Consider the following 26,962-nt stretch of genomic DNA (forward strand, 5'->3'; position numbering starts at 1 on the left):
CATGGCGCAGGTGACGCTCGTGGAGGCCGCGCGCCTCGCCGCGCTGCAGGAGATGCGGCGCGATCCAACCGTCTGGGTGCTGGGGGAGGACGTGGCCCGCGGCGGGCTGTTCGGCCAGTATCGCGGGTTCCTCGATGAATTCGGGGCCGACCGCATCGTCTCCACGCCCATCAGCGAAAGCATGATCATGGGCGGCGGGCTCGGTGCCGCGCTGGTCGGCACCAGGCCGATCATCGAGATGCGGATCTTCGACTTCGTCATGTGCGCGATGGATGAACTGGTGAACCAGGTCGCCAAGGTGCGCTACATGTTCGGCGGCCAGGCCAAGCCCGCCGTGGTGGTACGCATGCCGCACGGCATCTGGCGCAACTCCGCCGCACAGCACAGCCAGACGCTGGAATCCTGGTTCACCCACATCCCCGGCGTGATCGTCGCCGTCCCCGCCACGCCCGCGGATACGGCCGGGCTGCTGGTCTCCGCCATCCGCAGCGACGATCCGGTGCTGTTCTTCGACCCGAAGAACCTGTTCCCGCTGACCGGGGAGGTCCCGGCGGTGATCGACCCCATCCCCTTCGGCAAGGCGCGGCTGGCGCGCGCGGGCAAGGACCTGACCATCGTCACCTGGTCCGCCATCGTGCCGCAGGTGGAGGAAGCCGGCGCCATGCTGGCGGAGCGCGGGATCGAGGCCGAGATCCTGGACCTCCGCACCCTCTGGCCCTGGGACGAGGAGGCGGTCGCCGCCTCCCTCCACCGCACCGGCCGGCTGCTGGTGGCGCATGAGGCGGTGACGGTCGGCGGCTTCGGCGGGGAGGTCGTGGCGCGGATGGTGGAGCGCCTGGGCCCCGCCGCGATCAAGGCCGTGGCGCGGGTCGGGCAGCCCCGCGTGCCCGTGCCCTTCGCGCCCCCGCTGGAGGATGCGCTGAAGCCCGACACGGCGAAGATCGTGGCGGCCGCGGAAGCGCTGATGCGGCGATAGGCCCGCCTAATCCCGTGGCCTGACCGGTCAGCGCCGCAGCAGCTGATAGGCCGACAGGCCCGACAGCCCCGCGAGGCCCAGCAGCACGCCCATGGCCAGCGCACCGCCGCCGATCGCGCCCATCAGCGCGCCGACCAGCGCGCCGAGGCCGAACTGGATCGTGCCCATCACGGCGGAGGCACTGCCCGCGACCCGCCCCATGGGCTGCATGGCCAGCGCGCCGGCCAGCGGCAGGGTCGCGCCGAGCAGGCCGAGATACAGGAACAGCGCGGCCAGCAGCGGCACCAGCAGGCCCGACAGCACCGCCCCCAGCGCCAGCACCCCGGCCGCCGCCTGCACCACCAGCACCCGCGGCAGCAGCCAGCCCGGCGCATGGCGGCGCACCAGCCGCGCCGTCACCTGGCTGGCCGCGATCAGCGCCAGCGCGTTGGACCCGAAGGCCAGGCCGTATTGCGCCGGCGTCAGGCCATGGACGTTCATCAGCACGATCGGCGACCCCGCGAGATAGGCGAAGAGGCCCGCCATGGGGACGGAACTCGCCAGCGCCGGCGCCAGGAAGCGCCGGTCCCGCAGGATGGCGAGGTAGGTGGCCAGAACCTCCATCGGGCCGTCGCGGCGTCGCTGCTCCGGCGCCAGGCTCTCCGGCAGCGTCGCGGCCAGCACGGCCAGCGCGACCGCGCCATAGAGGGCGAGGAACCAGAAGATGCTCCGCCAGCCGAAGCCCACCAGCATCCAGCCGCCGAACATGGGCGCGAGGATCGGTGCGGCCCCCATCGCCAGCATCAGCAGCGACATCATCCGCACCGCGCCACGCTCGTCACACAGATCCCGCACCACGGCGCGGGAGACGACGGTGCCGACGCAGCCGCCCAGCGCCTGCGCCAGCCGCAGCCAGGCGAGCGACTCCGCGGATTGCGCCAGGGCGCAGCCGATGGAGGCCAGGATGAAGAGCACGAGGCCCACCATCATCGGCACGCGCCGGCCGATGCGGTCCGCCAGCGGCCCATAGACAAGCTGGCCCAACGCCATGCCGAGCAGGAAGGTGGCGAGCGAACGCTGCACCTCGGCCGGGGAGGCCGCGAGATCGGACCCCATGGCCGGGAAGGCCGGCAGGTACATGTCGACGCCGAGCGGCCCCAGCGCGGTCAGGGCGCCGAGCAGGATCGCCAGGCGCCTGTAGTGTTCGGGCATGCGCGAAGCCTTCATGCTGCAACGCAACATGGCTAGACCCCGGAGGCTTCCCGCGTCCAGCGCGAAGCCATGCGCGACGCACAGGTGAACCACGCAGTTACTGCGCGAGGTTGCGCGTATGCCAAACCCATGCCTAGCTTGCGGCTGCGCAGCCCCGGCAAGTGAGGCGCGCGGGGGGCGACGCATGGCGACAGTATCGGTGCGGCAGGCGAAGAAGGTCTTCGGCAGCACCAAGATTCTTCATGGCGTCGATGTCGAGATCGCGGATGGCGAATTCGTCGTCCTGGTCGGTCCGTCCGGCTGCGGGAAATCCACGCTGCTGCGGATGATCGCGGGACTCGAGAACATCTCGGGCGGAGAGATCGCGATCGGCGGGCGCGTGGTGAACAACGTCCCGCCCAAGGACCGGGACATCGCCATGGTGTTCCAGAACTACGCGCTCTACCCGCACATGACGGTGCGGGAGAACATGGCCTTCTCCATGAAGCTCGCGAAGGCGCCGGCTTCGGTGATGGAGGAGGAGGTGAATCGCGCGGCGAAGATCCTCGGCCTCGACGCGCTGCTTGATCGGTATCCGAGGCAGCTCTCCGGCGGCCAGCGCCAGCGCGTGGCGATGGGGCGCGCCATCGTGCGCCACCCGCAGGTCTTCCTGTTCGACGAACCGCTATCCAACCTCGACGCCAAGCTGCGCGTGCAGATGCGGTCCGAGATCAAGGAACTGCAGCAGCGCCTGGCCACGACGACGATCTACGTCACGCATGACCAGATCGAGGCCATGACCATGGCCGATCAGATCGTCGTGATGAATGGCGGGCGGATCGAGCAGGCGGGCGCGCCGCTGGCGCTGTACGACCGGCCGGCCAACCTGTTCGTCGCCGGCTTCATCGGCAGCCCCGCCATGAACCTGCTGCCCGGCCGCATCGCCGATGGCGGCTTCCGCACCGATGGCGGCGCGCTGCTGCCCCTGCCCCCCGGCACCAGCGGCAATGCCGCCACCTACGGCATCCGGCCGGAGCACCTGATGCTGGCGGATGACGGCGTGGAGGGGACGATCGTGATCGTCGAACCCACGGGGTCGGAGACGCAGGTGACGCTGCGGATCGGGGAGACGCAGATCATCGGCGCCTTCCGCGAACGGGTGCAGGGACGCCCGGGCGACCCGCTGCGGGTGATGCCGGACCTCTCGCTCGTGCATCTCTTCGGCCCGGACGGGAACCGCCTGTCCTGACCCCTGCCTGCGTGAACGACAAACAAGGAGGAAGCAGAACAAGATGGCCAACCTGATCACCAGACGCGAAACCCTGGCCGCCGCCGGCGCCGTGGCGGCCGCCACCGCGGGCGGCGCCGCCCAGGCGCAGATCGCGACCCAGCCCGCGACGCCGCCCAGCCTGCCGATCGAACGGGGCGCCACGCTGCGCATGCTGCGCCCCGTGCGCTTCGTGCAGCCGGATGAGGATGTCTGGCGCGCCAATTGCCAGCGCTTCGCCCAGGCGAACGGCATCGAGGTCCGCGTGGACTTCGTGGGGTGGGAGGACATCACCCAGCAGACCGCCGTCACCGCGAACACCGGCGCCGGCCCCGACATCATCGTGGGCTTCGACGCCGGGCCGCACCTGTTCGCCGACAAGATCCACGACGTCACCGACGTCGCCACCTATCTCGGCCAGAAATACGGCGGCTGGCGGCCGCTGGCGCAGGCCTATGGGCGGCGCGGCGAACGCTGGATCAGCCTGCCCTTCGGCGCCTCCGGCGGCCCGGCCATCTGGCGTACCTCCACGCTCCGCGAAGCGGGCTTCGACAGCGTGCCGGACGACCATGCGGGCTTCCTGCGGCTCTGCCAGGCGCTGCGCCGCATCAACAAGCCCGCGGGCTTCGCGCTGGGCAATGCGGTCGGCGACGGCAACGCCTTCGCGAACTGGCTGGTCTGGTCCTTCGGCGGGTCGCTGACGGATGAACAGGGCGCGGTCAGCATCAACAGCCCGCAGACCATCGCGGCGCTGAACTACCTGCGCGAACTCTACCCGACCTTCGTGCCTGGCACGCTGGCCTGGGGCGACATCAGCAACAACCGCGCCTATGCGGCGGGCGAATGCCACCTGACGCAGAATGGCGTCTCGTTGTATTTCTCCATGCTGAACGACCCGGCGCTGCGGCCCATCGCGGAAGACACGCAGATGACGCCAATGCCGAAGGGCACGCTGAACGCCGTGCCGAATGCGGGGCTGACGCTGAACGCCATGGTGTTCCGCCACAGCCGCTTCCCCAATGCCGCCAAGGCGCTGCTGCAGTACCTGTTCGAGGCCGAGCAGTACGACCCCTGGCTGCAGGCCAATATCGGCTACTGGTCGCAGCCGCTGAACGCCTATGCCGCCAGCGCCACCTGGACGCGCGATCCGAAGATCGCCGTGTTCCGCGACACCATGAACAACCCCTTCTGGAACGGCTACAAGGGCCCGATCACGGAAGGCTCCGTCGCCGCGACGGCGGACTATGTCATGGTGCAGATGTGCGCGGCCGTCGCCTCCGGCCAGGCCACGCCGCAGGCCGCCGCGGCGGAAGCGGAACGCCGCGCCCAGCGCTACTTCCGCCGCCGCTGAACGAACGGGGCCGGCCATCCTGGCCGGCCCCTCCCCGCCGGGAGGGACCATGTCCGCCACCACCGCACCCGCATGGACCAAGACGCGCCAGCAACCCGGCGCGCTCGCCCGGCTGTTCGACAACAAGGCCTTCCTCATCATCGTCTGCCTGGCCCCCGCGGTCGGGCTGCTGATGACATTCCTGACCTATCCGCTCGGCCTCGGCATCTGGCTGGCCTTCACGGACACGACCATCGGCCGCGCCGGCATCTGGGTGGGGCTGGAGAATTTCGAGTACCTGATGGGCGATCCCATCTTCCTCAATTCGGTCTTCTACAGCGTCTTCTACACCGCGGTCGCGACGGTCGGGAAATTCGGCCTCGGCCTCTGGCTCGCGCTGCTGCTGAACCAGCATTTGCCGATGAAGTCGCTGTTGCGCGCGATCATCCTGCTGCCATGGATCGTGCCGACGGTGCTGTCCGCCATCGCCTTCTGGTGGATCTACGACCCCCAGTTCAGCATCCTCTCCTACCTCTCGATGAAGATGGGGCTGACCGAGGGGCCGATCGACTTCATCAACACCGCCTGGCCGGCGCGCTGGTCGCTGATCTTCGCCAATATCTGGCGCGGCATCCCCTTCGTCGCGATCTCGCTGCTCGCGGGGCTGCAGACCATCTCGCCCTCGCTGTATGAGGCCGCGCTGCTGGACGGCGCGACGCCCTGGCAGCGCTTCCGCCACATCACCTTCCCGATGCTGATGCCGATCCTGGCGATCGTGATGACCTTCAGCATCATCTTCACCTTCACCGATTTCCAGCTGGTCTACGCCATCACGCGCGGCGGGCCGGTCAATTCCACCCATCTGATGGCGACGCTCGCCTTCCAGCGCGGCATCCCGGGCGGGCAGCTCGGCGAGGGTGCGGCCATCGCGGTGGCGATGATCCCCTTCCTCGTCTTCGCGACGCTGTTCAGCTACTTCGGCCTTGCCCGGCGCAAGTGGCAGCAGGGAGAGTCCAATGACTGAGGCCACCAATTCCGCCACCGCGGCGCCGGAGATGCTGAGCTGGGACAGCAAGTCCCGGCGGGTCGTGATGCTCTACGTCCCGCTGGCCTGCTTCCTGCTGATCCTGCTCTTCCCCTTCTATTGGATGGGTGTGACGGCCTTCAAACCGAATGCGGAGCTGTACGACTTCGCGCAGCACAACCCGTTCTGGATCACCTCCCCCACCCTCGACCACATCAAGCACCTGCTGTTCAACACGAGCTATCCGAGCTGGCTGTGGACGACGATGCTGGTCTCCATCGCGGCGACCTTCCTGTCGCTCTTCGCCAGCACGCTCGCGGCCTACTCCATCCAGCGGCTGCGGTTCCGGGGCAGCCAGTATGTGGGCCTCGCCATCTACCTGGCGTATCTCGTTCCGCCCTCCATCCTGTTCATCCCGCTGGCGACGATGGTGGTGCAGCTTGGCCTGTTCGACACGCCCTTCGCGCTGATCCTGACCTACCCGACCTTCCTGGTTCCCTTCTGCACCTGGCTGCTGATCGGCTATTTCAAGTCGATCCCCTATGAGCTGGAGGAATGCGCGCTGATCGATGGCGCGTCCCGCCTGCAGATCCTGCGGCAGATCACCCTGCCGCTGGCGATCCCGGGCCTGATCTCCGCCGGCATCTTCAGCTTCACCCTGTCCTGGAACGAGTTCATCTACGCGCTCGCCTTCATCCAGAGCAGCGAGAACAAGACCGTTCCCGTCGCGATCCTGACGGAACTGGTGACAGGCGACGTCTACCAGTGGGGCGCGCTGATGGCGGGGTCGCTGCTGGGCTCGCTGCCGGTCGCGATCTTCTACAGCTTCTTCGTTGACTACTACGTCAGCAGCCTGACGGGCGCCGTGAAGGAATAGCCACGGCGCCCAGGCCCGCTACAGCTTCCGCTCCAGCGTCGCGATCAGGCTGCGGTTGTGGCGCGGCGTGATCCAGACCTCGTTCAGCACGACATGCGGCGGCAGGCAGGCGATGTAGCGGATCAGGTCGCCCACATCGGCGCTCTGCACCATCTTCGCCCGCTCCTCCTCGCTCACGGGGTTGGGGCGCTTGTCGAGGATCGGCGTCGCGACCTCACCCGGCAGGACCACCGATGAACGGATGCCGTTGACGCATTCCTCCGCGTTGATCGAATGGCTCATCGCCACCACTGCGTGCTTGGCGGCGGTATAGCCGGGGCCGGACATGGGGGAGACGAGGCGGCCGGCCATCGATGCCGTGTGGATCATCGCGCCGCCGCCCTGCTTCCGCATCAGCGGCAGCGCCACCGTGACGGCGTAGAAGGCGCTGTTGAGGTTGCCGCGGATCAGTTCATCCGCTCCCTCCATGGACAGCACGCCCCAGCGGCGCGGCGTGATGTTCAGGCCGGCATTGTTCACCAGCACGTCGAGCCGCCCGAACTTCTCCTCCAGGAAGGCCCCGATGGCGGCGACCTGCGCGCCCACCATCATGTCGGCGGCCTGGACATGCGCCTCCCCGCCCTTGGCGCGGATGCGCGCCGCCACATCCTCCAGCGGCGCCACGCGGCGGCCGGTCAGCACCAGCGTGGCACCTTCCTCCGCCAGCGCGAGCGCCGCGGCCTCCCCGATCCCGCTGCCCGCGCCCGTCACCCAGGCGATCTTCCCCGTCAGGCGTGCCATCGCGCCTTCCCTCCCTGCATTGCTGATGCGCGAAGCCTATCAGCCCTGCCGCGCTTGTCGCCCCCTGGGGCGCGTGCAACCGTTCTTGCCATCCGATTGGGGGAACGAAACGCCATGCCGAAGATCCTGACACCCGCGATCGCCGCCGCCGGCGGCTATGGGTACGAGATGGATGCGCTGGAACGCCTGGGTGCCGAGATCGTCGAATGCGCGCCGAACGAGGCCGCCTTCATCGCCGCCGCCGGCGATGCGGACGCGATCTACATGAAGGGCATGAAGCTGACCGCGGCGATGATCGCGGCCGCGCCCAAGGCCAAGGTCATCACCTGCGCCAGCGTCGGCGTGGACTACATCGATGTCGTCGCCGCCACCGCCCGCGGCATCCCCGTCACCAACTGTCCCGACACCTTCATCGAGGAAGTGGCCGACCACGCCATGATGCTGCTGCTGGCGACGCATCGCCGCTGCATCGAACAGGACCGCATGGTGCGGGAGGGCCGCTGGGGCGAGGGCCGGCCGCAGCTCAACAGCGTGCCGCGGCTGATGGGCCAGACGCTGGGCTTCGTCGCCTTCGGCCGCGTCGCCCGCCTGGTCGCGATCCGCGCCAAGGCCTTCGGCCTGCGCCTGATGGCCTACGACCCCTTCGTGGATGAGCTGACGATGTCCGCCCTCGGCGTCGTGCCCGCCAGCCTGGATGAGGTGCTGGCCCAGTCCGACTTCATCTCCATGCACGCGCCGTCCACGCCCGACACCGGGAAGATGCTCACCGCGAAGCACTTCGCGAAGATGAAGCCCACCGCCATCTTCATCAACACCGGCCGCGGTCCCACGGTGGATGAGGCCGCGCTGATCGCCGCCCTCGAATCGAGGACGATCGCCGGCGCCGGCCTCGACGTGCTGGAACAGGAACCGCCGAGCCCGGACAATCCGCTGCTCAGGATGCCGCACATCATCCTGAGCCCGCACAACGCCAGCGCCTCCGCCCGCTTCGACCAGGCGCGGAAGCGCCGCGCGGGGCAGGAGATGGCGCTGGTGCTGTCCGGCCGCTGGCCGATGTCCTGCGTCAACCCGACGACCCTGCCGGAATCGGGGCTGCGCCGGTGGCAGCCCTATGCGATGGAACGCGGCCCGAACAGCTGAGGGCCCGTTGGCCGGTGCCGGAATTCTTCCTCCCCTTCCCTGACGAGGGCGGCTGGCGCGCCTGGCGCACCACGCAGGCGCCCGGCATCGCGGATGCGGTGGTGGCCGCGGCCGCGCGCCACGGTGTGACGGATCCGCTGACCGGGAAGATGGGCCCGGCGCCGGCCGATGCCTTGCAGGGCGCGCCGCGCCGCGCCCTGCAGCTGGCCATGCGCGTCGCCCTGCGGCGCCGTGGCTGGGGGCATCGGCAGGATCTGCGCATCATCGCCCGCGTCGATCCCGCGCCCGCCCAGCATCGACTCGGGCTGCTCGCCTCCCACGATTCGCTCCATGCCGAAGGGCGGGCGGACCTGCTGGTCGGCGATGCGCCGGGGTGGGAGACTGCGCTGCCCGCGCTGCGGCCGGGCGGCATCGTCATCGTGCCCCTGCCCGCCAGCATCGGCCCCGGCGCCTGGGCGCAGCTGGGCCGGCTGCGGGCGGCGGGCTTCGCCGATGCAAGCCTGGTCCTGATCGCCTCCGCCCGCCACGCCATCGCGGCGGAGGGCGAGGGCATGGTCCCCATCCTGCTCGCCACCCGGGGCATCGCGGCGACACCACCCCCCGCCATGGCCGCGCCCGCCGGCCTGCCCGGGCGCCTGGCGACGCTGATGGCGCTCCCGCGTTCCGGCACCACGCTGCTGACGGCGATGTTCCAGGTGCATTCGAAGGTGGATGCGGTGTTCGAGCCGTGGAACGGTCGCCTGCTGGATGGCGCCGCGGATGCGACCCTGCCGCGGCTGATGGAAAAGGCCGGCATCGCGCCGGACCCCGCCCGCTGCCTCTTCGTGAAGGAGACGGCGGCCAATCTCGACTACCTCGGCCATTTCCGGCTGCTGCTCGACCAGTCGCCCCTGCCGCTTGACCGCGCCGCGCTGATGCTGCTGCGCAAGCCCGCCCACACCTTCCTGTCCGAGGTGGAGCGCCGCGGCCAGTGGTGGGGGGACCAGGTGCCGCTGGATGCGCGCCAGTTCGGGCTGTGGAGCGACAAGTACCGCCGCGCCGTCTCCACCATGCTCGGCATCCTGCGCGACCAGGATGGCGCGCTGCTGGCGTTCGAGGCTCTGGCCGCGAACCCCGCCGCCCTGCTGCCGCGCATCGCCGCCTTCATCGGCGTCCCGGCCGAACCGGCGCAGTTGCACTACGAACAGCATCTCGACCTCAGCCAGGTGCGCGGCGACCTCAATGTGGGGCGGAATCCCGCGCCGATTTCCGATGAGAGCGTGCGGCACCGCGCCCGCTCGGAACGGCTGGTCGGGCAGCTCGCCGTCGGCAGCCCGCATGCCGCCTGGTTCGATGCCCTCACCGCGCTGCATGCGGCGGTGGCGGAGGCCGGGCTGCTGCGCTACCGCTCCCTGCCCGCCGCGCTGCTGGACCCGCTGGCCTGACGCAACCCCTTGCGGCGGGCCGCCCTGCTGCCGCATTGATGATGCCGGCGCCGTGATGCGCGCGCGCCTGCCAGGGGAGTAGCCGATGCGGCGCCAGCCATCCCGCGAAGCCGCCAGCCGATGAACAGCGGCACCCTTGCCCTGCTCCGCGGGCTGTCCGCGCCCGCATCCGCGGCGCCCATGGCGGACAAGCCCGCCCCGCCGGCCGGCGCCGCGCAGCCGCATGGCACGGTGGAAAGCTGGACCGACACGCATGTCTGGGGCTGGGCGATCGATCCCGCCCGGCCGCATGAACCCCTGTCCGTCGAGCTCTGGGACGGGGAACAGCTGATCCTGCGCACCCGCGCCGATCTATGGCGGCCGGATGTCGCGCCCCCCGGCGGCGCGCCCGGCCTGCTCTGCGGCTTCAACATCGCCATGCCGCAGCATCTGCTGATCGAAGCGCGCCACATCCTCCATCTCCGCATCGCCGGGCAGGGCGAGGACCTCGCCAATTCGCCGCTCGTGCTCGACAACCCGAAGCCGCCCTTGCGGTGGGAGGACGTGGCCGCGCTGCTGCCGAAGCTGGAGGCACGCGCTGCCGCCGCGACCTCGGCCGCGGAGATGCGGGACGTGGTCGGGCCGGTCATGGCGACGCTCGGTGCCATGCTGCCCCGCTACACCCAGCTTGCCGCCCAGGCCGGGGAGGATCGCGCCCAGGCGACGATCGACCTCGCCTTCTCCTTCTCCGACCGCCTCGGCACCATCCTGCAGGATTTCTGCGCGCGCTACCCGCAGCTGTCCTTCCCGGACGCGCCCGATCCCGAGGTCAGCGTCATCATTCCCGTGCACGGGAAGTTCGCCTACACCTACCAATGCCTCGCCAGCATCCTGAAGGCGCTGCCGCGCACGGGCTTCGAGGTGATCGTGGTGGACGACGCGTCGATGGACGAGACGCTGTTCCTGCCCTCCGTCATCAGCGGCGCGGTGCTGTATCTGCGCAGCCCGCGCAATGGCGGCTTCATCGCGTCCTGCAACGCCGGCGCCGCCGCGGCGCGCGGCCGCTACCTGCTGTTCCTGAACAACGACACGGAAGTGCGCGACGGCTGGCTGGACGCGCTGCGCGACACCTTCGCGGAAGTGCCGGATGCCGGGCTGGTCGGCTCCAAGCTCATCTTCCCCGATGGCAGCGTGCAGGAAGCCGGTGGCATCGTCTGGCGGCTCGGCGATGGGTGGAACTACGGCCGCGGCAGCCGGCCCGACGATCCGCGCATTTCCTACATGCGGGACGTGGACTACGTCTCCGGCGCCTCCATCATGGTGCCCCGCCCCGTGTTCGATGCGCTGGGCGGCTTCGACGCGCATTACAGCCCCGCCTATTACGAGGATACGGACCTCGCCTTCCGCATCCGGCAGCGCGGGCTGCGCGTGCTGTATCAGCCGCTGTCCGAACTGGTGCACCATGAGGGCATCACCAGCGGCACCGATGTGAAGGGTACCGGCGCCAAGCGCTACCAGCTGGTCAATGGCCGCAAGTTCTTCGATCGCTGGCGCGATGCCCTGTCCCGGCACCGGCTGAACGGGGATGAGCCGGAACTGGCCAAGGAACGTGGCATCACGCGCCGCATCCTCTTCATCGATGAGACGACGCCGACGCCGCAGGAGGATGCGGGATCGGTCGCCGCCGTCGCGCATATGCGCGCGATGCAGGCACTGGGCGCCAAGATCACCTTCGTGCCGGCCGACAACATGGCGCATCTCGGCACGCTGACGCAGGCGCTGCAACGCATCGGCATCGAATGCCTGCACCACCCCTGGTACTGGTCGCTGGAGGAGGTGATCCGCAAGCGCGGCGCGGAATTCGACACCGTCTTCCTGCACCGCTTCGTCAACGCCTTCAAATATGCCGGCCTGATCCGCAGCGCGATGCCGCAGGCACGGATCATCTATTCCGTCGCGGACCTCCATCACCTGCGGCTGGAGCGGGAGGCCGCCATCACCGGCAGCCCCGCCATCGCCAAGGAAGCCGCGGTGGTGAAGGCGCGGGAAGTCACGGCCCTGTCGATGGCGGACCAGGTGATCGTCCATTCGACGCATGAGGCCGCCTACCTCGCCGGCGCGGTGGCCGAGGACCGGCTGAACGTCATCCCCTGGACGGTGAAGGCCCGTCCGGGGGCCGCTTCCTTCGCGGATCGCCAGGGCATCACCTATCTCGGTGGCTACCGGCACACGCCCAATGTCGATGCCGTGACCTTCTTCGTCGAACAGGTGATGCCGCATCTGCGGCCGCTGCTGCCCGGCATCGTCTTCCGCATCGCGGGGTCGCACATGCCGGACAGCTTCCACCGGCTGGCCGCGCCCGATGTGCATCTGGAAGGCTTCGTGCCGCAGCTCGGCCCCTATCTGGACCGGCAGCGGCTGATGGTGGCGCCGCTGCGCTACGGCGCGGGGGTGAAGGGCAAGGTGCTGGAAAGCCTGGCGCATGGCGTGCCCTGCGTCGCCACCACCATGGCGGCGGAAGGCATGGGCCTGACCCATGCGGAGGACATCGCCCTGGCCGATGAACCCCGCGCCATCGCGGAGGCGATCGCCTGGCTCTACCAGGACGAGGCCGCCTGGCAGCGCCTGCGGGCGAATGGCCTTGCCTATGTGGAACGGACCTGCGGCGACGACGCCATCAATTCACGATTCAAGACGCTGTTCGACCGCCTTGCGTGAACCCCGCCGGCGCCCGCCCCGGTTCCCCCGGGGCGCCGCCTGTGCCAGTTTCCCTCCCCGCCAGATCACCCTATCCGCGCCCCGCATACGGGGCCGCCGAGGAGACGCGCATGTATCCCGACGTCCAGCTCTTCATCGATGGCAAGTGGCGCAACGCCGCCGGCAACCGCTCCATCCCCGTCCTGAACCCCGCGACCGAGGAAGTGCTGGCCACCGTCGCCCATGCCAGCAAGGACGACCTCGATGAGGCCCTGGCCGCGGCGGAGAAGGGTTTCGCGGTCTGGAAGAAGGTCTCGGCCTATGACCGTTCCAAGCTGATGCGCAAGGCGGCCGACATCTTCCGGTCGAGGAACGAGGAAGTCGCGAAGCTCATGACCCTTGAACAGGGCAAGCCCCTGGCCGAGGCGAAGATGGAGGCGATGGCCGCCGCCGACATCATCGACTGGTTCGCCGAGGAATCGCGCCGCGCCTATGGCCGCGTCATCCCCGCGCGCGGCGAGGGCATCTACCAGCTGGTGGTGAAGGAGCCTGTCGGCCCCGTCGCCGCCTTCACGCCCTGGAACTTCCCGATCAACCAGGTGGTGCGCAAGCTCTCCGCCGCGCTGGCCACGGGCTGCTCCATCATCGTCAAGGCGCCGGAGGAGACGCCGGCCTCCCCCGCCGCGCTGATCCGCGCCTTCGCCGATGCGGGCCTGCCCGCCGGCGTCGCCAACCTGGTCTTCGGCGTGCCGGCCGAGATCAGCGAATACCTCATCCCGCATCCCGTCATCCGCAAGGTGACCTTCACGGGTTCCACCCCCATCGGCAAGCACCTGGCGGCGCTGGCCGGCGCCCATATGAAGCGCGTGACGATGGAACTCGGCGGCCATGCGCCGGCGATCGTCTTCGACGATGCGGATCTCGACCTGGCCGTGAAGACGCTGGCCGGCGCCAAGTTCCGCAATGCGGGCCAGGTCTGCGTCTCGCCGACGCGGTTCCTGATCCAGGAGAAGCTCTACGCCCCCTTCGTGGAGAAGTTCACCGCCGCCGCCGCCGCGCTGAAGGTCGGCAACGGCATGGATGGCGATACGCAGATGGGCCCGCTGGCGCATGAGCGTCGCGTCCCCTGGGTGGAGGGCCTGGTGGCCGATGCGCGGCAGCGCGGCGCGGAAGTCCATACGGGCGGCGAGCGGATCGGCAACAAGGGCTATTTCTACCAGCCCACCGTCATCACCGGCGTCGGCCGCGATGCCCGCATGATGAACGAGGAGCCCTTCGGCCCGCTCGCCATGATCGCGCCCTTCACCGACCTCGATGAGGTCGTGGAGGAAGCCAACCGCCTGCCCTTCGGCCTGGCCTCCTACGCCTTCACCCGCAGCGCCAAGACGGCGAACGCCATCGCGGCGCGGGTCGAGAGCGGGATGATGACCATCAACCACCTCGGCCTCGCGCTGCCGGAAGTGCCCTTCGGCGGCATGAAGGACAGCGGCTATGGCAGCGAGGGCGGGTCCGAGGCCATCGAGGCCTACCTGAACACGAAGTTCGTGTCCCAGGCCGGGCTGTAGCGCCCACAAACGCCCTCGCCCCGTCACGGGGCGAGGGCGCGTCGCCGTCAGCTCGCGGTGATCCCCGCTTCCCGCACCACCTCGCCCCATTGGGCGGTGTCGCTTTCCATCAGCGCGCGCAGATCCGCGGCGGATGACCAATCCGCATCCGCCCCGGCGCGGGCCAGCGCCTCCCGCAGCGTCGTCTCGCCGAGCGCCTGGCGCGATGCCTCGCTGAACCGCTGCACGATGGCGGGTGGGGTGCCGATGGGGGCGAGGGTCGCGATCCAGGTGCCGGCCACGCAATTCGGCACGCCGGCCTCCGTGATGGTCGGCAGGTTCGGCAGCAGCGGATGGCGCTTCGCCCCGCACATCGCCAGCGGCTTCACCGTGCCGCCCCGCACCTGCGGCCAGCTCGATGGCATGCTGTCGAACATCGCCTGGATGTTGCCCGCCATGAGGTCCGCCATGGCCGGCCCGCCGCCGCGATAGGGTACATGCGTCAGGTTCACGCCGGCCCGCAGCTTGAACAGCTCCGCCGCCAGGTGCAGCGAGGATCCGGCACCGGCCGATCCGTAGTTCAGCGCCCCCGGCCGCGCCTTCGCCAGCGCGATGAACTCCGCGACATTGTTGGCGGGCAGGTCGGGATGCACGACCAGCAGCTGCTCGATCCGCAGGATCAGCCCGATGGGCAGCAGGTCCCGCAGGGGATCGTGGTTCATATCCTTGTAGAGGTAGCGGTTGACCGTCAGCGGCCCGTTGCTGGTCAGCAGGATCGTGTAGCCATCCGGCGCCGCGCGGGTGAATTGTTCCTGCCCGATATTCCCGCCGGAGCCGCCGCGATTGTCGATGACAAGCTGCTGGCCGAGGATCTCGCTCATCCGCGCGACATAGATGCGGGCGGAGACATCGGTTCCACCGCCGGCGGCGAAGGGCACCACCACGCGGATGGGACGGTTCGGCCAGGCGCCTTGCGCACTGGCGATGGAGGGTGCGGCCAGGAGGGCCGCCAGGGCGGTACGACGCGCGATCATGTCGGCTCCTTCCAGTGGCGCAGCGCCTCCGCCACGCGGGTTGCACCATAGTCACGCTCGGCGGCCTCGCGGCTCACCTTGCCGTCCAGGATATCGGCGGCCAGCGCCATCGGGTCCCGCTTCGCGGGGTCCCCCATGCCGCCGCCGCCGGGCGTTTCCATCCGCACGCCGAGCCCCGCCGTCATCGGCAGCGCCGTCGTCGCCGTGGGCAGCAGGCGTTCATCGGCCGTGCCAGGCGCGATCAGCAGCAGCGCCCGCCCACCGGGCAGCCCGCCATCGAGGCCGGGCGCCACCTTCACATGCCCCTCCCCCCGCGCCGTCAGCAGCGAACCATCGACACGGGAGGAAATCTGCCGCGCGATGCCGAGCCCGCCGCGCCACTGCCCCGCGCCGCCGCTATCCGCGACCAGCGCATATTCATCGACCAGCAGCGGGTATTCGATCTCCAGCGCCTCCGCCGGCAGGTTGGAGCTGTTGGTGACGTGCATCTGCACCGCCTCCGCCCCATCCGCGCCGAGCCGCGCGCCGGCACCCCCACCGATGGTCTCCAGATAGACATAGGTCCCGCCACGCCGCTGGCCGGAGACGAGCAGCGCCGGCACGCTGTCATGGCTGTGCGCCATGCGGCGCTCGGGCGGCAGGATGCGGTTCATCGCATCGAAGATCGCGGCCGCCAGGCGGTTGCAGGAAATGGCGCGCGCGGCGGTCGCGGCGGGGAAGCGCGGGTTGCAGATGCTGCCTTCCGGCGCGCTGATGCGAATGGCCTCGAACAGCCCGCTATTCGCCGGCAATTCCGGGTCCAGCAGCGCCTTCACCGCGTAGTAGCAGGTGGCCTCCAGCGCATTGGTCGCGATGTTCAGCGCGCCGCGGGCCTGGGCGGCGGACCCCTCGAAATCCAGCAGCAGATCCTCGCCCCGCACGGCCACGCGGGCGCGCAGCAGGATGGGCTCGCCGCCCGGCACGCCATCGCTATCCATCCAGCGTTCGCCGACATAGTCGCCATCCGGCAGCGCGGCGATGCGGGCACGCAGACGCCGCCCGGTATAGGCCAGCAGCGCCTCCACCGCCGCCTCCACCGCCGGCAGGCCGTCCGTCGCCACCAGGCGCTGCATCAGTTCCGCGCCGCGTTCATTCACCGCGATCTGCGCGCGCAAATCGAGGATACGCTCCGCCGGTTCGCGCGAATTATGCGCGATCATCTCCAGCAGATCGGTGTCGAGCTCGCCTTCCCGCACGATCTTCATGATCGGGATGCGGATCCCTTCCTCGAAGATCGTCCGCGCGCTTTGCGACATGGACCCCGGGTTCGGTCCGCCGACATCGCTATGGTGGCCGGTGTTCACGGCGAAGAAGGCGACGCGGCCATCGACGAAGACGGGGGTGATGATGTTGATGTCGGGCTGGTGCGTGCCGCGGGCCAGGAAGACATCGTTGCAGATGAAGGCGTCGCCCGGCTTCATCCGGTCCAGCGTGTAGCGTTCCAGCAGCGTCACCACGCTGCCCATCAGCGATCCCAGATGCATCGGCATATGCGCGGCCTGCGCCAGGCAGCGCCCGCGCCAGTCGAACATGCCGACGGAGCAGTCCTTCCGTTCCTTGATGTTGGTGGAGAAGGAGGCGCGGACCAGGACGTTGCCCATCTCCTCCGTGATGGAGAGGAGGCGGTTGGCGAAGACCTCCATGGCGATGGCATCGGCCGCCGGGCGCGGGGGGGTCATGTCAGGCATCCGCCGTCTCCCGCTTCGCGCCATCCGTGGCCGCATCATCGGCCTGGCGCAGGATGATGTTGCCATCGGCATCCAGCGTCGCCGTCTGGCCGGGGAAGACGAGGGAGGTCGCCGACATCTCCTCGATCACCGCCGGGCCGCGCAGCACGCCGCCGATCGGCAGCCCTTCCCGCGCATAGACCGGCGTTTCCTGCCAGCCGAGGCGCGGGTCGAAATAGACCTGGCGCGTGCCGATGCGCGCTGCCTCCGTCGATCCGCCGGAGGGTGGCGGTTCCGGCATCCCGCGCGGCACATGGCCGACCGCCGTCAGCCGGCAATTCACGAGTTCCACGCCACGGCCCGGAATGTCGTAGCCATTGGTGCGGGCGTGCTCCACCGCGAAGCTGGCCAGCACCGTGGGCAGGTCCGGCAATTCGTGGCCCAGCGGCACGCGAACCTCGAAATTCTGGCCCTCGTAGCGCAGTTCCACGGCGCGGATGGTGGCGCGGCGTTCGGGCAGCACACCCTCTCCCGCCAGCCAGGCCTCGGCCTCCGCCGCCATCTCCGCGAACAGCGCCTGGGCGCGGGTCCAGGCGGCGTCGTCCAGCGGCCTGATCTCGCTGCGCACGAAATCAAGCGCGATATCGGCCAGCAGGATGCCGCGGGCGCACATCGTGCCAGGCTCCCGCGGCACCAGCACGGTCGGGATCGAACATTCGCGCGCCACTTCGGTGGCATGGATCGGCCCCGCGCCGCCGAAGGCGAACAGACAGAAATGCTCCGGCGCGTAGCCGCGTTCCGTCGTCACGCCGCGGATGGCGCGGCCCATATTCGCGACCGCGATGCGGATGATGCCGAGCGCCGCCTGTTCCAGTGTCAGCCCGAGCGGTTCCGCCACCTTCTCCCGCACCGCGCGGCGCGCGGCCTCGGCATCGATCGGCATGGTGCCGCGCAGCAGCGCCGTCTGGTCCAGCCGTCCCAGCACGATATTCGCATCCGTCAGCGTCGGCTCCGTGCCCCCGCGCCCATAGGCCGCCGGGCCCGGATCCGCCCCCGCGCTGCGCGGCCCCACCTTCAGCGCGCCACCGCTGTCGATATGCGCGATGGAACCGCCACCGGCGCCGATCACATCGATGCCGATGCTCGGCACCTTCACCGGATAGCCCGCGACATCGCGCGCACTGGTGGTGGTGCTCTGCCCGCCGGCGACGACCGAGACATCCGTGGACGTGCCGCCCGCATCGAAGGTGACGATATCCGGAAACCCCGCCTGCGCCGCCACCACCGCCGCGCCGATCACGCCGGCGGCGGGGCCGGAGAGGCAGGTGCGCACCGGCGTCGCCGCCGCCGTCGCGACCGACATCAGCCCGCCATTGGAATGCACGGTGTAGGGTTCCGCCGTGATGCCGGTATCCCGCACCCGCGCCAGCAGCCGGTCCAGGTAATGCGCCATGCGCGGCCCGACGAAGGCATTCACCACCGTCGTGGAGAAGCGGTCGAATTCCCGGAATTCCGGCAGCACCTCGCTCGACACCGACAGGTAGACATCCGGCATCACCCGGCGGATCGCCGCCTTCGCCGCCCTCTCATGGCTCGCGTCGCGCCAGGCATTGAGGAAGCAGATGGCGACCGAGGTCACGCCCTCCGCCGCGAAGCCCTCGGCCGCCGCGACCACGGCCGCCTCATCCATCGGCACCAGCACCTGGCCATCGGCCGCGATGCGTTCCGCAATCTCGATCCGTCGCCGCCGCGGCGCCAGCGGCGCGGGGCGCTGCAAATCGTAGTCGTAGAGATGCGGCCTGATCTGGCGCGCGATCTCGATGACGTCGCGGAAACCCCTGGTCGTGACCATCGCCGTCCGCGCGCCGCGGCGTTCGATCACCATGTTGGTGGCCACCGTCGTGCCATGGCCGAGGAAGGCGACTTCCGCCGCGCCGCGCCCGTTCCTGGCCAGGATCTCCCTCACCCCCGTCTCGATGGCCTGGGAGGGGTCGGCGGGCGTGGAGGGCACCTTGTGGAAGGCGATGCGGCCAGTCGCCTCATCCACCATGGCGAGGTCGGTGAAGGTGCCGCCGACATCGACGCCGATCCGCAATCGCCGGTCGTTCATCCGCGCAATCCCGCTGTGCCTGGGCCAGGATCGTGCGACCCGATCCCGCGCCCGGCAAGCGAATCCGCGACGCTATTTCCGCATCACCGCGATCCAAGGATCGGCAGCGACAGCGGCATCAACTCATCCACCGTCGCGCCCCGGGGATCGCGATCCGCCACCAGCGCCGCCAGCCGCGCCTGTTCCCGCGCCACATCGGCGGAGGCGCGCGCGCGGTCGATGGTCAGCACCTCGCCCCCCTCCACGCGCTGCACGCCATCGACGAAGACATCGCGGACAGGCCTTTCGCCCGCGACATGCACCAGGTTGCGCAAGGGATCGCGCGCCGGCTGCATCGCTGGGTGGTCCAGCGTGGCGATGACGATATCCGCCTTCGCCCCCACCGCGAGCCTGCCGATATCGTCGCGCCCCAGCACATCAGCCGCGGCGGCGGTGGCGGCGTGGAAGATGCGCGCCGTGTCGCAGCGATGCATCGGCCCCGCCGCCGCGCGCGCCTGCAACTCCGCCACGCGCATCTCCTCCCACAGATTCTGCGGGTGGGTATCCGTCCCCATCGCGATGGCGATGCCGCGTTCCATATAGGCGCCGAGGTCATGCAGCATCGAGCCATCCCGCAGGAACACCGTCGGGCAATGCGCGACCGCCGTGCCCGTCTCCGCCAGCAGCCGAAGATCCTCGCGCCGCGGCCAGAGGATCCAGGGATGCGCATCGGTGAACACGGCATGGCCGAGGATGGTGGTGGGGCCGAGGAAGCCGAGCCCGTGCAGATACTCGATCGGCGTGCAGTCATGACGCCGCGTCATGCCCGCGAATTCGGCGATGCTCTGCGCGGCATGGGTGTGCAGCGGCCTTCCCCTGGCGCGCGCCAGTTCCGCGCCGCGCCGCAGCAGATCGGGCGTGCAGGTATCCACCTGCGCTGGCGACACCATGGCCGAGAGGCGCCCGCTCTCATGCGCCTCCGCCTGGTCCATTACCTCCGCCGCTTCGGCGAAGGCAGCGGCGCCGAAATCCGGGACCCAGTCGTATTGCGTCTCCTGCCCCGTCTCCGTGAACCAGTTGGCGGATCGGAACATCGGCGCGACGACGCCGCGCAACCCGCTCACCGCGAACTGCTCGATCCAGCCGGGATAGGCATGGCTGAGGTCGACGGCGGTGGTGACGCCGGAGGCCAGCAACTCCGCATAGGTGTAGCGGGCGCTCGCGCGGATCGCCTCCGCATCCGGGATGAAGGCCTGGCGGAAGCGGTGGCGGCCGGAATTGAACAGCCGCGGATTGCCGAATTCCTCGACATAGCCGCGGAACAGCGGGGACTGGCCGGGATGGCAATGGATGTTGATGAGGCCCGGCAGCACGATGGCGGCGCTGCCATCGATCTCCCGCGCCGCAACCCCATCCCAATGCCCGCCGACCTGCACCAGGCAGTCGCCGGCGAAGGCGACATCGGCATCCCGCAGATACCCATGCGCCCCCGCCACCCCGTCCCAGGCCACCACCCAGGCGGCCCGGCGGATGACGGTGACGGGGGCCGTCATGCTCAGCGGATCGCCATGCCGCGCGCGCGGCCGACCGTGTCGTTCCACACCTGCGCGCAGCCGGGATAGGCGCGGTTGCAGCGCGCCGCCCATTCGGAGAGGATCACCTCCTCCGAGATCCGGCGCAGCCGGGTCTTGTCGGCCTCGCTGACCGTGGCCAGCGTCATGTTGAAGGGCTGGTGCGCCTGGCGCAGGCATTCCGGCCGGCCGAGGCTGCAATTCGTCGCATCCTCATTGGTCGTGCGCGCCAGTTCCCACAGATCATTCTCCATGCGCGTGAACTGGGCCAGGTAGGCGTCCCGCTGCGCCGGCGTCTGGCGGTTCCACCAGGCCAGGTTCACGAGATGCGCCTGCACCGCGCCCGACACCGACAGCGGCAGCAGATGCGTCGTCACCTCCGGCCACTTGCCCGTATTGGCGGAGGTGGGCGAGGTGATGCCGCAGGACGCGACGCCCCGCTGCAGCGCCGGATAGACTTCCGGGAAGGACAGCGTCACCGGCGTCGCGCCCAGCCGTTCCAGCAGTTGCGACATCGACGCGGTGAAGGACCGCACGCGCTGGCCGCGGAGGTCATCCAGCGTGCGGATGGGCTGGCTGCAGAAGAAGACCTGCGACCCGAAGGGCCAGATCGCGACGACCTTGGCGCCGAAACGCTGCTGGATGCGGGCGTCGAAGACCTCCCGGAACGCATTCACCGCGCCGCGCAGTTCCTCCAGGTCCGTGGAGACGCCGATCAGGTCGATGCCTTCCAGGAAGGGATCGTCACGCGACGCCAGGCCGATCTGCGCGGAGACGACATCGAAGGTGCCGGCGCGGACCAGGCGCAGCGCATCGGCCATGTTGATGCCGAGGCCCTGGAACTCGCTGCGCTCGATGCGGACGTTGAGCCCCGTGGTGATGCGCTCCATCGCCGCATTCTCCACCGGGAACTGGGTGGAGACCGCCTGCGACTGGCTGAGCCAGCGCACCGGCGCCTGGGCCATGGCGGCGCCCGCCGAGAGGGAAACGGCGAGCACGGCGCCGAGCAGGCTGCGGATTGGGTTCATGGGTGTCCCCCCGAGGATCGATGGCGCGCGCATTACGCGGCGGCCACGCGCCGGGCGCAAGGCCGCTGCGGCGCCCGAAGCGGGGGCGGCGGCCGCTGATCCGCCCACCCCACGGGCAATCTGCCGCGATATTCGGCAGCATCGCGCCTTTGCGGGACCCATGCATAATCCCGGCGCCATTTCCCGGACGGAGTCGCGCCGTGCGCCTGCTGGTCGCCAACCCCAACACAACCCCGCAGGTCACCGAACTCTGCGCGACCGCCGCCCGCGCCGTCGCCTCCCCGGGTACGGAGATCCTGCCCCTGACCGGCCGCTTCGGCGCCCAGATCATCAACTCCCGCGCCGAGAACGCGATCGCCGGCCATGCGATGCTGGAGATGCTGGCGGAGAATGTGGCGGGCGCGGATGGCGTGCTGCTCGCCGTCTCCTACGACACGGGCTTGCTCGCGGCGCGGGAGGTCCTGCCCGTGCCGGTGGTCGGCATGACGGAAGCGGGCATCGCGGCGGCCTGCCTGCTCGGCACGCGCTTCGGCCTCGTCACCTTCGGCACGCCCTTCATCTACCAGGAGCTGGTGGCGCAGCAGGGGCTGACGGGAAGGCTGGCCGGCATCCGCGCCATCACCGCCTCGCCCAAGGATGCCTATGCCGATCCGGCGACGGTGGACGCCAAGGTGGCCGATGCCGCCAGCGCCCTGGTTGCCGAGACGGGGGCGGAAGTCGTGGTCCTGTGCGGCGCCGCCATGGCCGGCATGCCCGCCCGCATCCGCGATGCCGTGCCCGTGCCGATGCTGGATGGCATCGCCGCCGGCATCGGCCTGCTGGAGATGCTGGTGCGCCTGAAGCCCGCCAAGGCGCGCACGGGCAGCCTGGCGCATCCCGGGCAGCGGCCGACCCAGGGCCTGTCACCCGCCCTCGCCGCGTTGCTGGCGGCGGGCGCATGAGGATGGCACGGGAAATGCCTGGGGCCGGTCCATGAATGACGGCAATCCCCTCACCCGCCTCCTCGGCCCGCCCGCCCGCGTTCTCGCCTTGGCCGGCGGCTGGTGGCTGCTCGGCTTCTCCTTCGTCACCTGCTTCGAGATCATCGCCCGGAAGTTCTTCGGCTTCTCGCTGCAAGGCATCGATGAGGTCGGCGGCTACACCACCGCGGTCGTCTCCTCCCTCGCCTTCGCCTGGGCGCTGGTGACGAAGTCCCATACCCGCGTCGATTTCCTGCTGGCCCACATGCCGGAATGGCTGCGCGCCTTCCTCAACGCCTTCGCCTATGCGCTGCTGGCGGGCTTCGCCGTCTTCGCGTCGCTCCGTGGATGGGCGGTGCTGGAGGAGACGATCGAGTTCGACGCCCATGCCATCACGCCGCTCGGCACGCCGCTCTGGATTCCGCAATCGCTCTGGCTGGCGGGCATCGTCGTCTTCGCGGTCATCGCAGTGCTGCTGGCGCTCCACGCCGCCTGGCTGCTGCTGACGGACCGCAAGCACGTGAACCACCTCTACGGCCCCATGACGCTGGATGAGGAAGTCGCCATCGAGGCCAGCGCCATCGCGACGCGCACGGCCGGCAAGGATCTCGCCCCATGATCGGCGTCGGTGAAACCGCGATCGGCTTCGGCCTCCTGGTCGGGCTGCTCTTCCTCGGCCTGCATGTCGCCACCGCGATGTTCGCCGTCGCCGCCATCGGCGCGGTGGTCTATCTCAGCCCGGCCCTGGTCGCGGCGGCGGGAATGCAGTTCTGGGGTGCGATGGAGGATTACGTCCTTCTCTCCATCCCGCTCTACATCCTGCTGGGGGAGATCCTGGTCCGCAGCGGCAGCACCGACAGGCTGTACCAGAGCCTGTCGGACTGGCTGAACCCCCTGCCCGGCGGCCTGCTGCACACGAATGTCGGCGCCAGCGCCATCTTCTCCGCCGTGTCGGGGTCCTCCGTCGCCACCGCCGCCACCATCGCCACCGTCGCGCTGCCTTCCTTCCGCAAGCGCAAATACGATGACCGCCTGGTGCTGGGCTCCATCGCGGCCGGCGCCTCGCTCGGCAACCTCATCCCGCCGGGCATCGCGCTGATCGTCTATGGGGCGCTGACCAATACCTCCGTCGGGCAGCTCTACGCCGCGGCCGTCATCCCCGGCATCGTGATGACGCTGCTGTTCATGGCGACGATCGTCGTCCTCGCCCTCGCGCGGCCCGATTTGGTGCGGCAGAAGGAAGTGCTGGACCCGCTGCTGGTGCGGTTGAAGCGCCTGGTGGACCTGCTGCCGCCGCTGGTGATCTTCACCATCATCATGGGCTCCATCTATACGGGATGGGCGACGGTGACGGAAAGCGCGGCGCTGGCTGTGGTGGCGGCGCTGCCCATCGCCGCCTTCTACGGCCGGCTGAACGTGAAGATGCTGCATGAATGCTTCATCGCCACCGCGCAGCTCACCGCCATGTCCATGCTGGTGCTGGCCGCCGCCTTCTACCTGAACTTCGTCCTCGGCCTGCTGGGCGTCACGCCGGCACTCGGTAAGTTCATCACGGAACTCGGCGCCTCGCGGATCGAGCTGCTGATCGCCCTCGCCGTCTTCTACCTGCTGCTCGGCATCTTCTTCGAGAGCCTGCCGATGATGGTCGGCACCGTGCCCATCGTCTTCCCCGTGGTGGTCGCGGCCGGCATCGACCCGATCTGGTTCGGCGTCTTCATGGTGCTGATGTGCGAGGTCTCGCTGCTCTCGCCCCCGGTCGGCATGACGCTCTACGTCATCCAGGCCGTGCGGCGGGAAGGCACCATCGCCCAGGTCTTCGCCGGCACCATCCCCTTCTTCGCCGCGATGGTGCTGATGACGGCGCTGCTGATCGCCATCCCGGAGATGGCGCTGTGGCTGCCGAGGCTGATGTACGCGCCGTGACTTTTCGTGCCTTCAAGCGCCAGGCGCCGGCTTGGCTCGCCGCATGAGCGGCGGGCCGCCTTCGCGCCTTGCCTGTCCCTGGCAGGCGCCTTTCATACGGCCCGCGACGGATCCTCATGCACGAAGGCCGCGATATCGGCCCCGCGCGTGATCCAGATGTCGCCGGCCCGCGCCGCGATATGCGCCAGCGCGCGGTCCAGCTGCCGCCGGCGGAAGGGCTGGCCCATGATGTTGGCGTGCAGCGCAAGGCCGAAGACGAGGGGCACCTCCGCCGCATCCGCGATCATCTGGTCCACCTGGTCGATGATCATGTCGGCGAATTCGGCCGCACTCGCCTGGCGGCCGATGATGGCGACGCTGTCGTTGATCTCCTGCGAATAGGGCATGGCCAGCAGCGGCCCCGCATCCGTCAGCAGCCAGATCGGCTGGTCATCCGCGCCCCAATCCATGATGTAGCGATAGCCCGCGCGGCGGATCAGCTCCGGCGTGCGCGGCGTCTCCGCCAGCCAGGGGCCGAGCCATCCCTCCGGCGCCACGCCTTCCTCCCGCGCGATGCGCGATGTCGCCTCCGCGATCAGCGCGCGCTCATCCGCCTCCGACAGCCCGGCCTGGCTTTCGGAATTGGTGCGGCCGTGGCAGGCGATCTCATGGCCCAGCGCGCGGCAGGCGGCGGGAAAATCCGGCGCCTGGTCATAGACGGCGCTGTTCAGCAGCACCGTCAGGGGGATGCCGTGCTGCTGGAACTGCCGCAGCAGCCGCCAGGCGCCAACGCGCGTGCCGTATTCGCGCCAGGCATTGTTCAGCACGTCGGGCTGCGTGCCGCCCGGCACCAGATCCTCCACCAGCCCCTCGCCGAAGGCGTAGTGTTCGACATTCAGCGCGACATACAGCGCGAGCCCCTTGCCGCCGGGCCAGCGGAAGCGGGGCCGATCCTCGATGGATCGATGCGCGTAGCGTCCGTGGGTCTTCAGCATCCCGTTACCGCCGCCAGCCTGGGAAACAACGGCTTCAGCCGCTCATAGCTCTCGCGCCACAGCGGGTAGATCGCGTTATAGCGCGCCGCCGCCGTCGCATCGGGCTCCACCCGGCCGGCCGGCGTTACGAAGCGGCCGATCGCGTTCCAATCCTCGAAGGCGCCAACGCCAATCCCCGCGACATAGGCCGCGCAGAGGCAGGAGCCGGGATGCCCGTGCAGCAGGTGGATCGGCAGCCCCAGCACATCCGCCGCGATCTGCATCCAGACGCGGCTCGCCGCCCCGCCATCGCTCGCGATCACATGGGTCGTATCGTGGCCGAGGTCGCGCAGCACCTCCACATGATGGCGGAAGCCGAAGCACACCGCCTCCAGCGCCGCGCGCCAGACATGCGCCAGGCCGTGATGCAGGCCGAGGCCGATCAGCGTGCCGCGGGCATGGGGATCATGCAGCGGCGTCTTCTCGCCGAGGAAATAGGGCAGCAGCAGCAGCCCCGCCGCCCCCGGCCGCACATCCGCCGCCATCATGTCCAGTTCCGCATGGCTGCGCCCGCCGCCCCATTCCCGCACCACCCAGTTCAGCACCGCGCCCGATGTCGCCATGCAGCCATTCGGCAGGAACAGCCCCGGCACCAAATGGAAGTCGAGGAACAGCCGCGGGTCCGGGCTGGGCGATGACGTCGCCAGCAGGATGTCCCCCGCGCCCCCGAATTTCACCAGCAGGTCGCCGGGCCGCGTGACCCCCGCGACGAAGGCGGAGGCCACATGGTCCGCGCAGCCCGCCACCACCGGCGTGCCCTTCGCCAGCCCCGGCACCTCCGCCGTGACGCCGCCGATCACCACATGCCCCGCCCGCAGCGGCGGCAGCATTGCGGGCGTGACGCCGCCGAGCGCCACCAGGTCTTCCGCGATGGCATCGGTGGCCAGGTCCAGGAACCCGGCCTCCAGCGCCCAGTTGCGTTCCAGGGAAGCCGCGCCGGTCAGGCGCCAGGCGATGTCGTCGTAGCTGCCGCGCAGGGTCGCGATGCGCGCGAAGGCGTGCGGTTCGTGCCGCCGCAGCCAGCGCAGCTTCGGCGCGATCAACTGCTGGTTCACGCCATTGCCGGTGCGGGCGATGAAGGCGGCCTCATCGACCTCCGCGCGGATCTCCTCCACCTCCGCGCTGGTGCGGCCATCGCTCTGCTGGATGCTCGGCCGGATCAGCGCCCCCGCGCCGTCCCGCAGCACCAAGGCGGGCACCATGCCGGTCACGCCGATGGCAGCGACGGGGCCGGGCGATTGCGCCAGCATCGCCCGCAGGATCGCCAGGGTGTTGTCCCACCACTGGTCCGGGTCTTCCTCCGCCCATCCGGGCGCGGGGCTGCGCAGATCGACGGGGCGCGACGCCGTCGCCAGCACGGCGCCATCGCTATCCACCAGGATGCCGATGGTGGAGGTGGTGCCGATATCGATCCCGATCAGCCGCGCCACG

General features: G+C 69.8%; 21 protein-coding genes. 12 read left to right on the forward strand and 9 right to left on the reverse strand.

The features are described from left to right. Position 1: 1 nt before the first annotated feature. Positions 2 to 976 (forward strand): alpha-ketoacid dehydrogenase subunit beta, encoded by a 975-nt coding sequence (locus BM041_RS18250; RefSeq protein WP_175534012.1) that lies wholly within the window; start codon positions 2 to 4, stop codon positions 974 to 976. Positions 977 to 1,003: 27 nt separating this feature from the next. On the opposite strand, the gene BM041_RS18255 is transcribed toward BM041_RS18250, so the two are convergent. Next, a complete protein-coding gene (locus BM041_RS18255; RefSeq protein WP_175534013.1) occupies positions 1,004 to 2,167 on the reverse strand; it encodes a multidrug effflux MFS transporter in 1,164 nt (387 codons plus the stop codon). Positions 2,168 to 2,351: 184 nt separating this feature from the next. Here BM041_RS18255 and BM041_RS18260 point away from each other — a divergent pair, with 184 nt between their 5' ends. The 4 genes from BM041_RS18260 to BM041_RS18275 are packed head-to-tail and all read left to right on the forward strand — an operon-like array spanning position 2,352 to position 6,644. Continuing rightward, a complete protein-coding gene (locus tag BM041_RS18260; protein ID WP_092961322.1) occupies positions 2,352 to 3,395 on the forward strand; it encodes an ABC transporter ATP-binding protein in 1,044 nt (347 codons plus the stop codon). Between the two features lie 43 nt (positions 3,396 to 3,438). Beyond that, positions 3,439 to 4,764, forward strand: coding sequence for an ABC transporter substrate-binding protein (locus BM041_RS18265; protein WP_092961323.1), 1,326 nt, complete (start codon positions 3,439 to 3,441; stop codon positions 4,762 to 4,764). Positions 4,765 to 4,813: 49 nt separating this feature from the next. After that, positions 4,814 to 5,767: a carbohydrate ABC transporter permease gene (locus BM041_RS18270; protein ID WP_092961324.1), complete on the forward strand. Its 954-nt coding sequence runs from the start codon at positions 4,814 to 4,816 to the stop codon at positions 5,765 to 5,767. Then, entirely contained in the window at positions 5,760 to 6,644 is an 885-nt protein-coding gene (locus BM041_RS18275; protein WP_092961325.1) for a carbohydrate ABC transporter permease, read from the forward strand. Before BM041_RS18270 ends, BM041_RS18275 begins: the two co-directional genes overlap by 8 nt. 18 nt (positions 6,645 to 6,662) lie before the next feature. On the opposite strand, the gene BM041_RS18280 is transcribed toward BM041_RS18275, so the two are convergent. Further along, positions 6,663 to 7,424, reverse strand: a complete 762-nt coding sequence (locus BM041_RS18280) for an SDR family oxidoreductase (protein WP_092961326.1) — start codon at positions 7,422 to 7,424, stop codon at positions 6,663 to 6,665. 114 nt (positions 7,425 to 7,538) lie between these two features. On the opposite strand from BM041_RS18280, the gene BM041_RS18285 reads away from it, so the two are divergent. From BM041_RS18285 to BM041_RS18300, 4 genes are all read left to right on the forward strand, one after another. Continuing rightward, positions 7,539 to 8,564: a C-terminal binding protein gene (locus BM041_RS18285; RefSeq protein WP_092961327.1), complete on the forward strand. Its 1,026-nt coding sequence runs from the start codon at positions 7,539 to 7,541 to the stop codon at positions 8,562 to 8,564. Positions 8,565 to 8,578: 14 nt separating this feature from the next. Continuing rightward, positions 8,579 to 9,988: a sulfotransferase family protein gene (locus tag BM041_RS18290; protein WP_092961328.1), complete on the forward strand. Its 1,410-nt coding sequence runs from the start codon at positions 8,579 to 8,581 to the stop codon at positions 9,986 to 9,988. Between the two features lie 120 nt (positions 9,989 to 10,108). Continuing rightward, positions 10,109 to 12,685 (forward strand): glycosyltransferase, encoded by a 2,577-nt coding sequence (locus tag BM041_RS18295; protein ID WP_092961329.1) that lies wholly within the window; start codon positions 10,109 to 10,111, stop codon positions 12,683 to 12,685. A gap of 110 nt (positions 12,686 to 12,795) precedes the next feature. Next, positions 12,796 to 14,229: an NAD-dependent succinate-semialdehyde dehydrogenase gene (locus BM041_RS18300; protein WP_092961330.1), complete on the forward strand. Its 1,434-nt coding sequence runs from the start codon at positions 12,796 to 12,798 to the stop codon at positions 14,227 to 14,229. 47 nt (positions 14,230 to 14,276) lie between these two features. Here the strand turns inward: BM041_RS18300 and BM041_RS18305 are convergent, their stop codons facing one another. The 5 genes from BM041_RS18305 to BM041_RS18325 all read right to left on the reverse strand — a co-directional run bounded on the left by BM041_RS18305 (position 14,277) and on the right by BM041_RS18325 (position 21,636). After that, on the reverse strand, positions 14,277 to 15,242 hold the full coding sequence (locus BM041_RS18305) for a Bug family tripartite tricarboxylate transporter substrate binding protein (protein WP_092961331.1): 966 nt from the start codon (positions 15,240 to 15,242) through the stop codon (positions 14,277 to 14,279). Then, complete coding sequence (locus BM041_RS18310) at positions 15,239 to 16,960, reverse strand: hydantoinase B/oxoprolinase family protein (RefSeq protein ID WP_217648761.1); 1,722 nt, start codon at positions 16,958 to 16,960, stop codon at positions 15,239 to 15,241. Before BM041_RS18310 ends, BM041_RS18305 begins: the two co-directional genes overlap by 4 nt. Position 16,961: 1 nt before the next feature. Beyond that, positions 16,962 to 19,058: a hydantoinase/oxoprolinase family protein gene (locus BM041_RS18315; RefSeq protein WP_092961333.1), complete on the reverse strand. Its 2,097-nt coding sequence runs from the start codon at positions 19,056 to 19,058 to the stop codon at positions 16,962 to 16,964. A gap of 83 nt (positions 19,059 to 19,141) precedes the next feature. Further along, positions 19,142 to 20,590: an amidohydrolase family protein gene (locus BM041_RS18320; protein WP_092961458.1), complete on the reverse strand. Its 1,449-nt coding sequence runs from the start codon at positions 20,588 to 20,590 to the stop codon at positions 19,142 to 19,144. A 2-nt stretch (positions 20,591 to 20,592) separates the two neighbouring features. Next, the gene (locus BM041_RS18325; RefSeq protein WP_092961334.1) at positions 20,593 to 21,636 is read right to left on the reverse strand and encodes a TRAP transporter substrate-binding protein; all 1,044 of its coding nucleotides are present in this window, start codon (positions 21,634 to 21,636) and stop codon (positions 20,593 to 20,595) included. Between the two features lie 200 nt (positions 21,637 to 21,836). Between BM041_RS18325 and BM041_RS18330 the strand changes: the two genes are divergently transcribed. From BM041_RS18330 to BM041_RS18340, 3 genes are read left to right on the forward strand one after another with little or no spacing between them, the layout of a single operon-like run. Beyond that, positions 21,837 to 22,577 carry an aspartate/glutamate racemase family protein gene (locus BM041_RS18330; protein WP_245762154.1) on the forward strand — a complete coding sequence of 247 codons (741 nt, stop codon included), beginning with the start codon at positions 21,837 to 21,839 and terminating at the stop codon, positions 22,575 to 22,577. 31 nt (positions 22,578 to 22,608) lie between these two features. Further along, on the forward strand, positions 22,609 to 23,214 hold the full coding sequence (locus BM041_RS18335) for a TRAP transporter small permease subunit (protein ID WP_092961335.1): 606 nt from the start codon (positions 22,609 to 22,611) through the stop codon (positions 23,212 to 23,214). Next, on the forward strand, positions 23,211 to 24,518 hold the full coding sequence (locus BM041_RS18340) for a TRAP transporter large permease (protein WP_092961336.1): 1,308 nt from the start codon (positions 23,211 to 23,213) through the stop codon (positions 24,516 to 24,518). The genes BM041_RS18335 and BM041_RS18340 overlap by 4 nt, the downstream gene beginning before the upstream one ends. A 92-nt stretch (positions 24,519 to 24,610) precedes the next feature. Here the strand turns inward: BM041_RS18340 and BM041_RS18345 are convergent, their stop codons facing one another. Continuing rightward, complete coding sequence (locus BM041_RS18345) at positions 24,611 to 25,492, reverse strand: polysaccharide deacetylase family protein (RefSeq protein WP_092961337.1); 882 nt, start codon at positions 25,490 to 25,492, stop codon at positions 24,611 to 24,613. Then, entirely contained in the window at positions 25,486 to 26,961 is a 1,476-nt protein-coding gene (locus BM041_RS18350) for an FGGY-family carbohydrate kinase (RefSeq protein ID WP_092961338.1), read from the reverse strand. Before BM041_RS18350 ends, BM041_RS18345 begins: the two co-directional genes overlap by 7 nt. Position 26,962 lies beyond the last annotated feature (1 nt).

The organism is Falsiroseomonas stagni DSM 19981, assembly GCF_900114315.1.
Taxonomy (GTDB): domain Bacteria; phylum Pseudomonadota; class Alphaproteobacteria; order Acetobacterales; family Acetobacteraceae; genus Falsiroseomonas; species Falsiroseomonas stagni.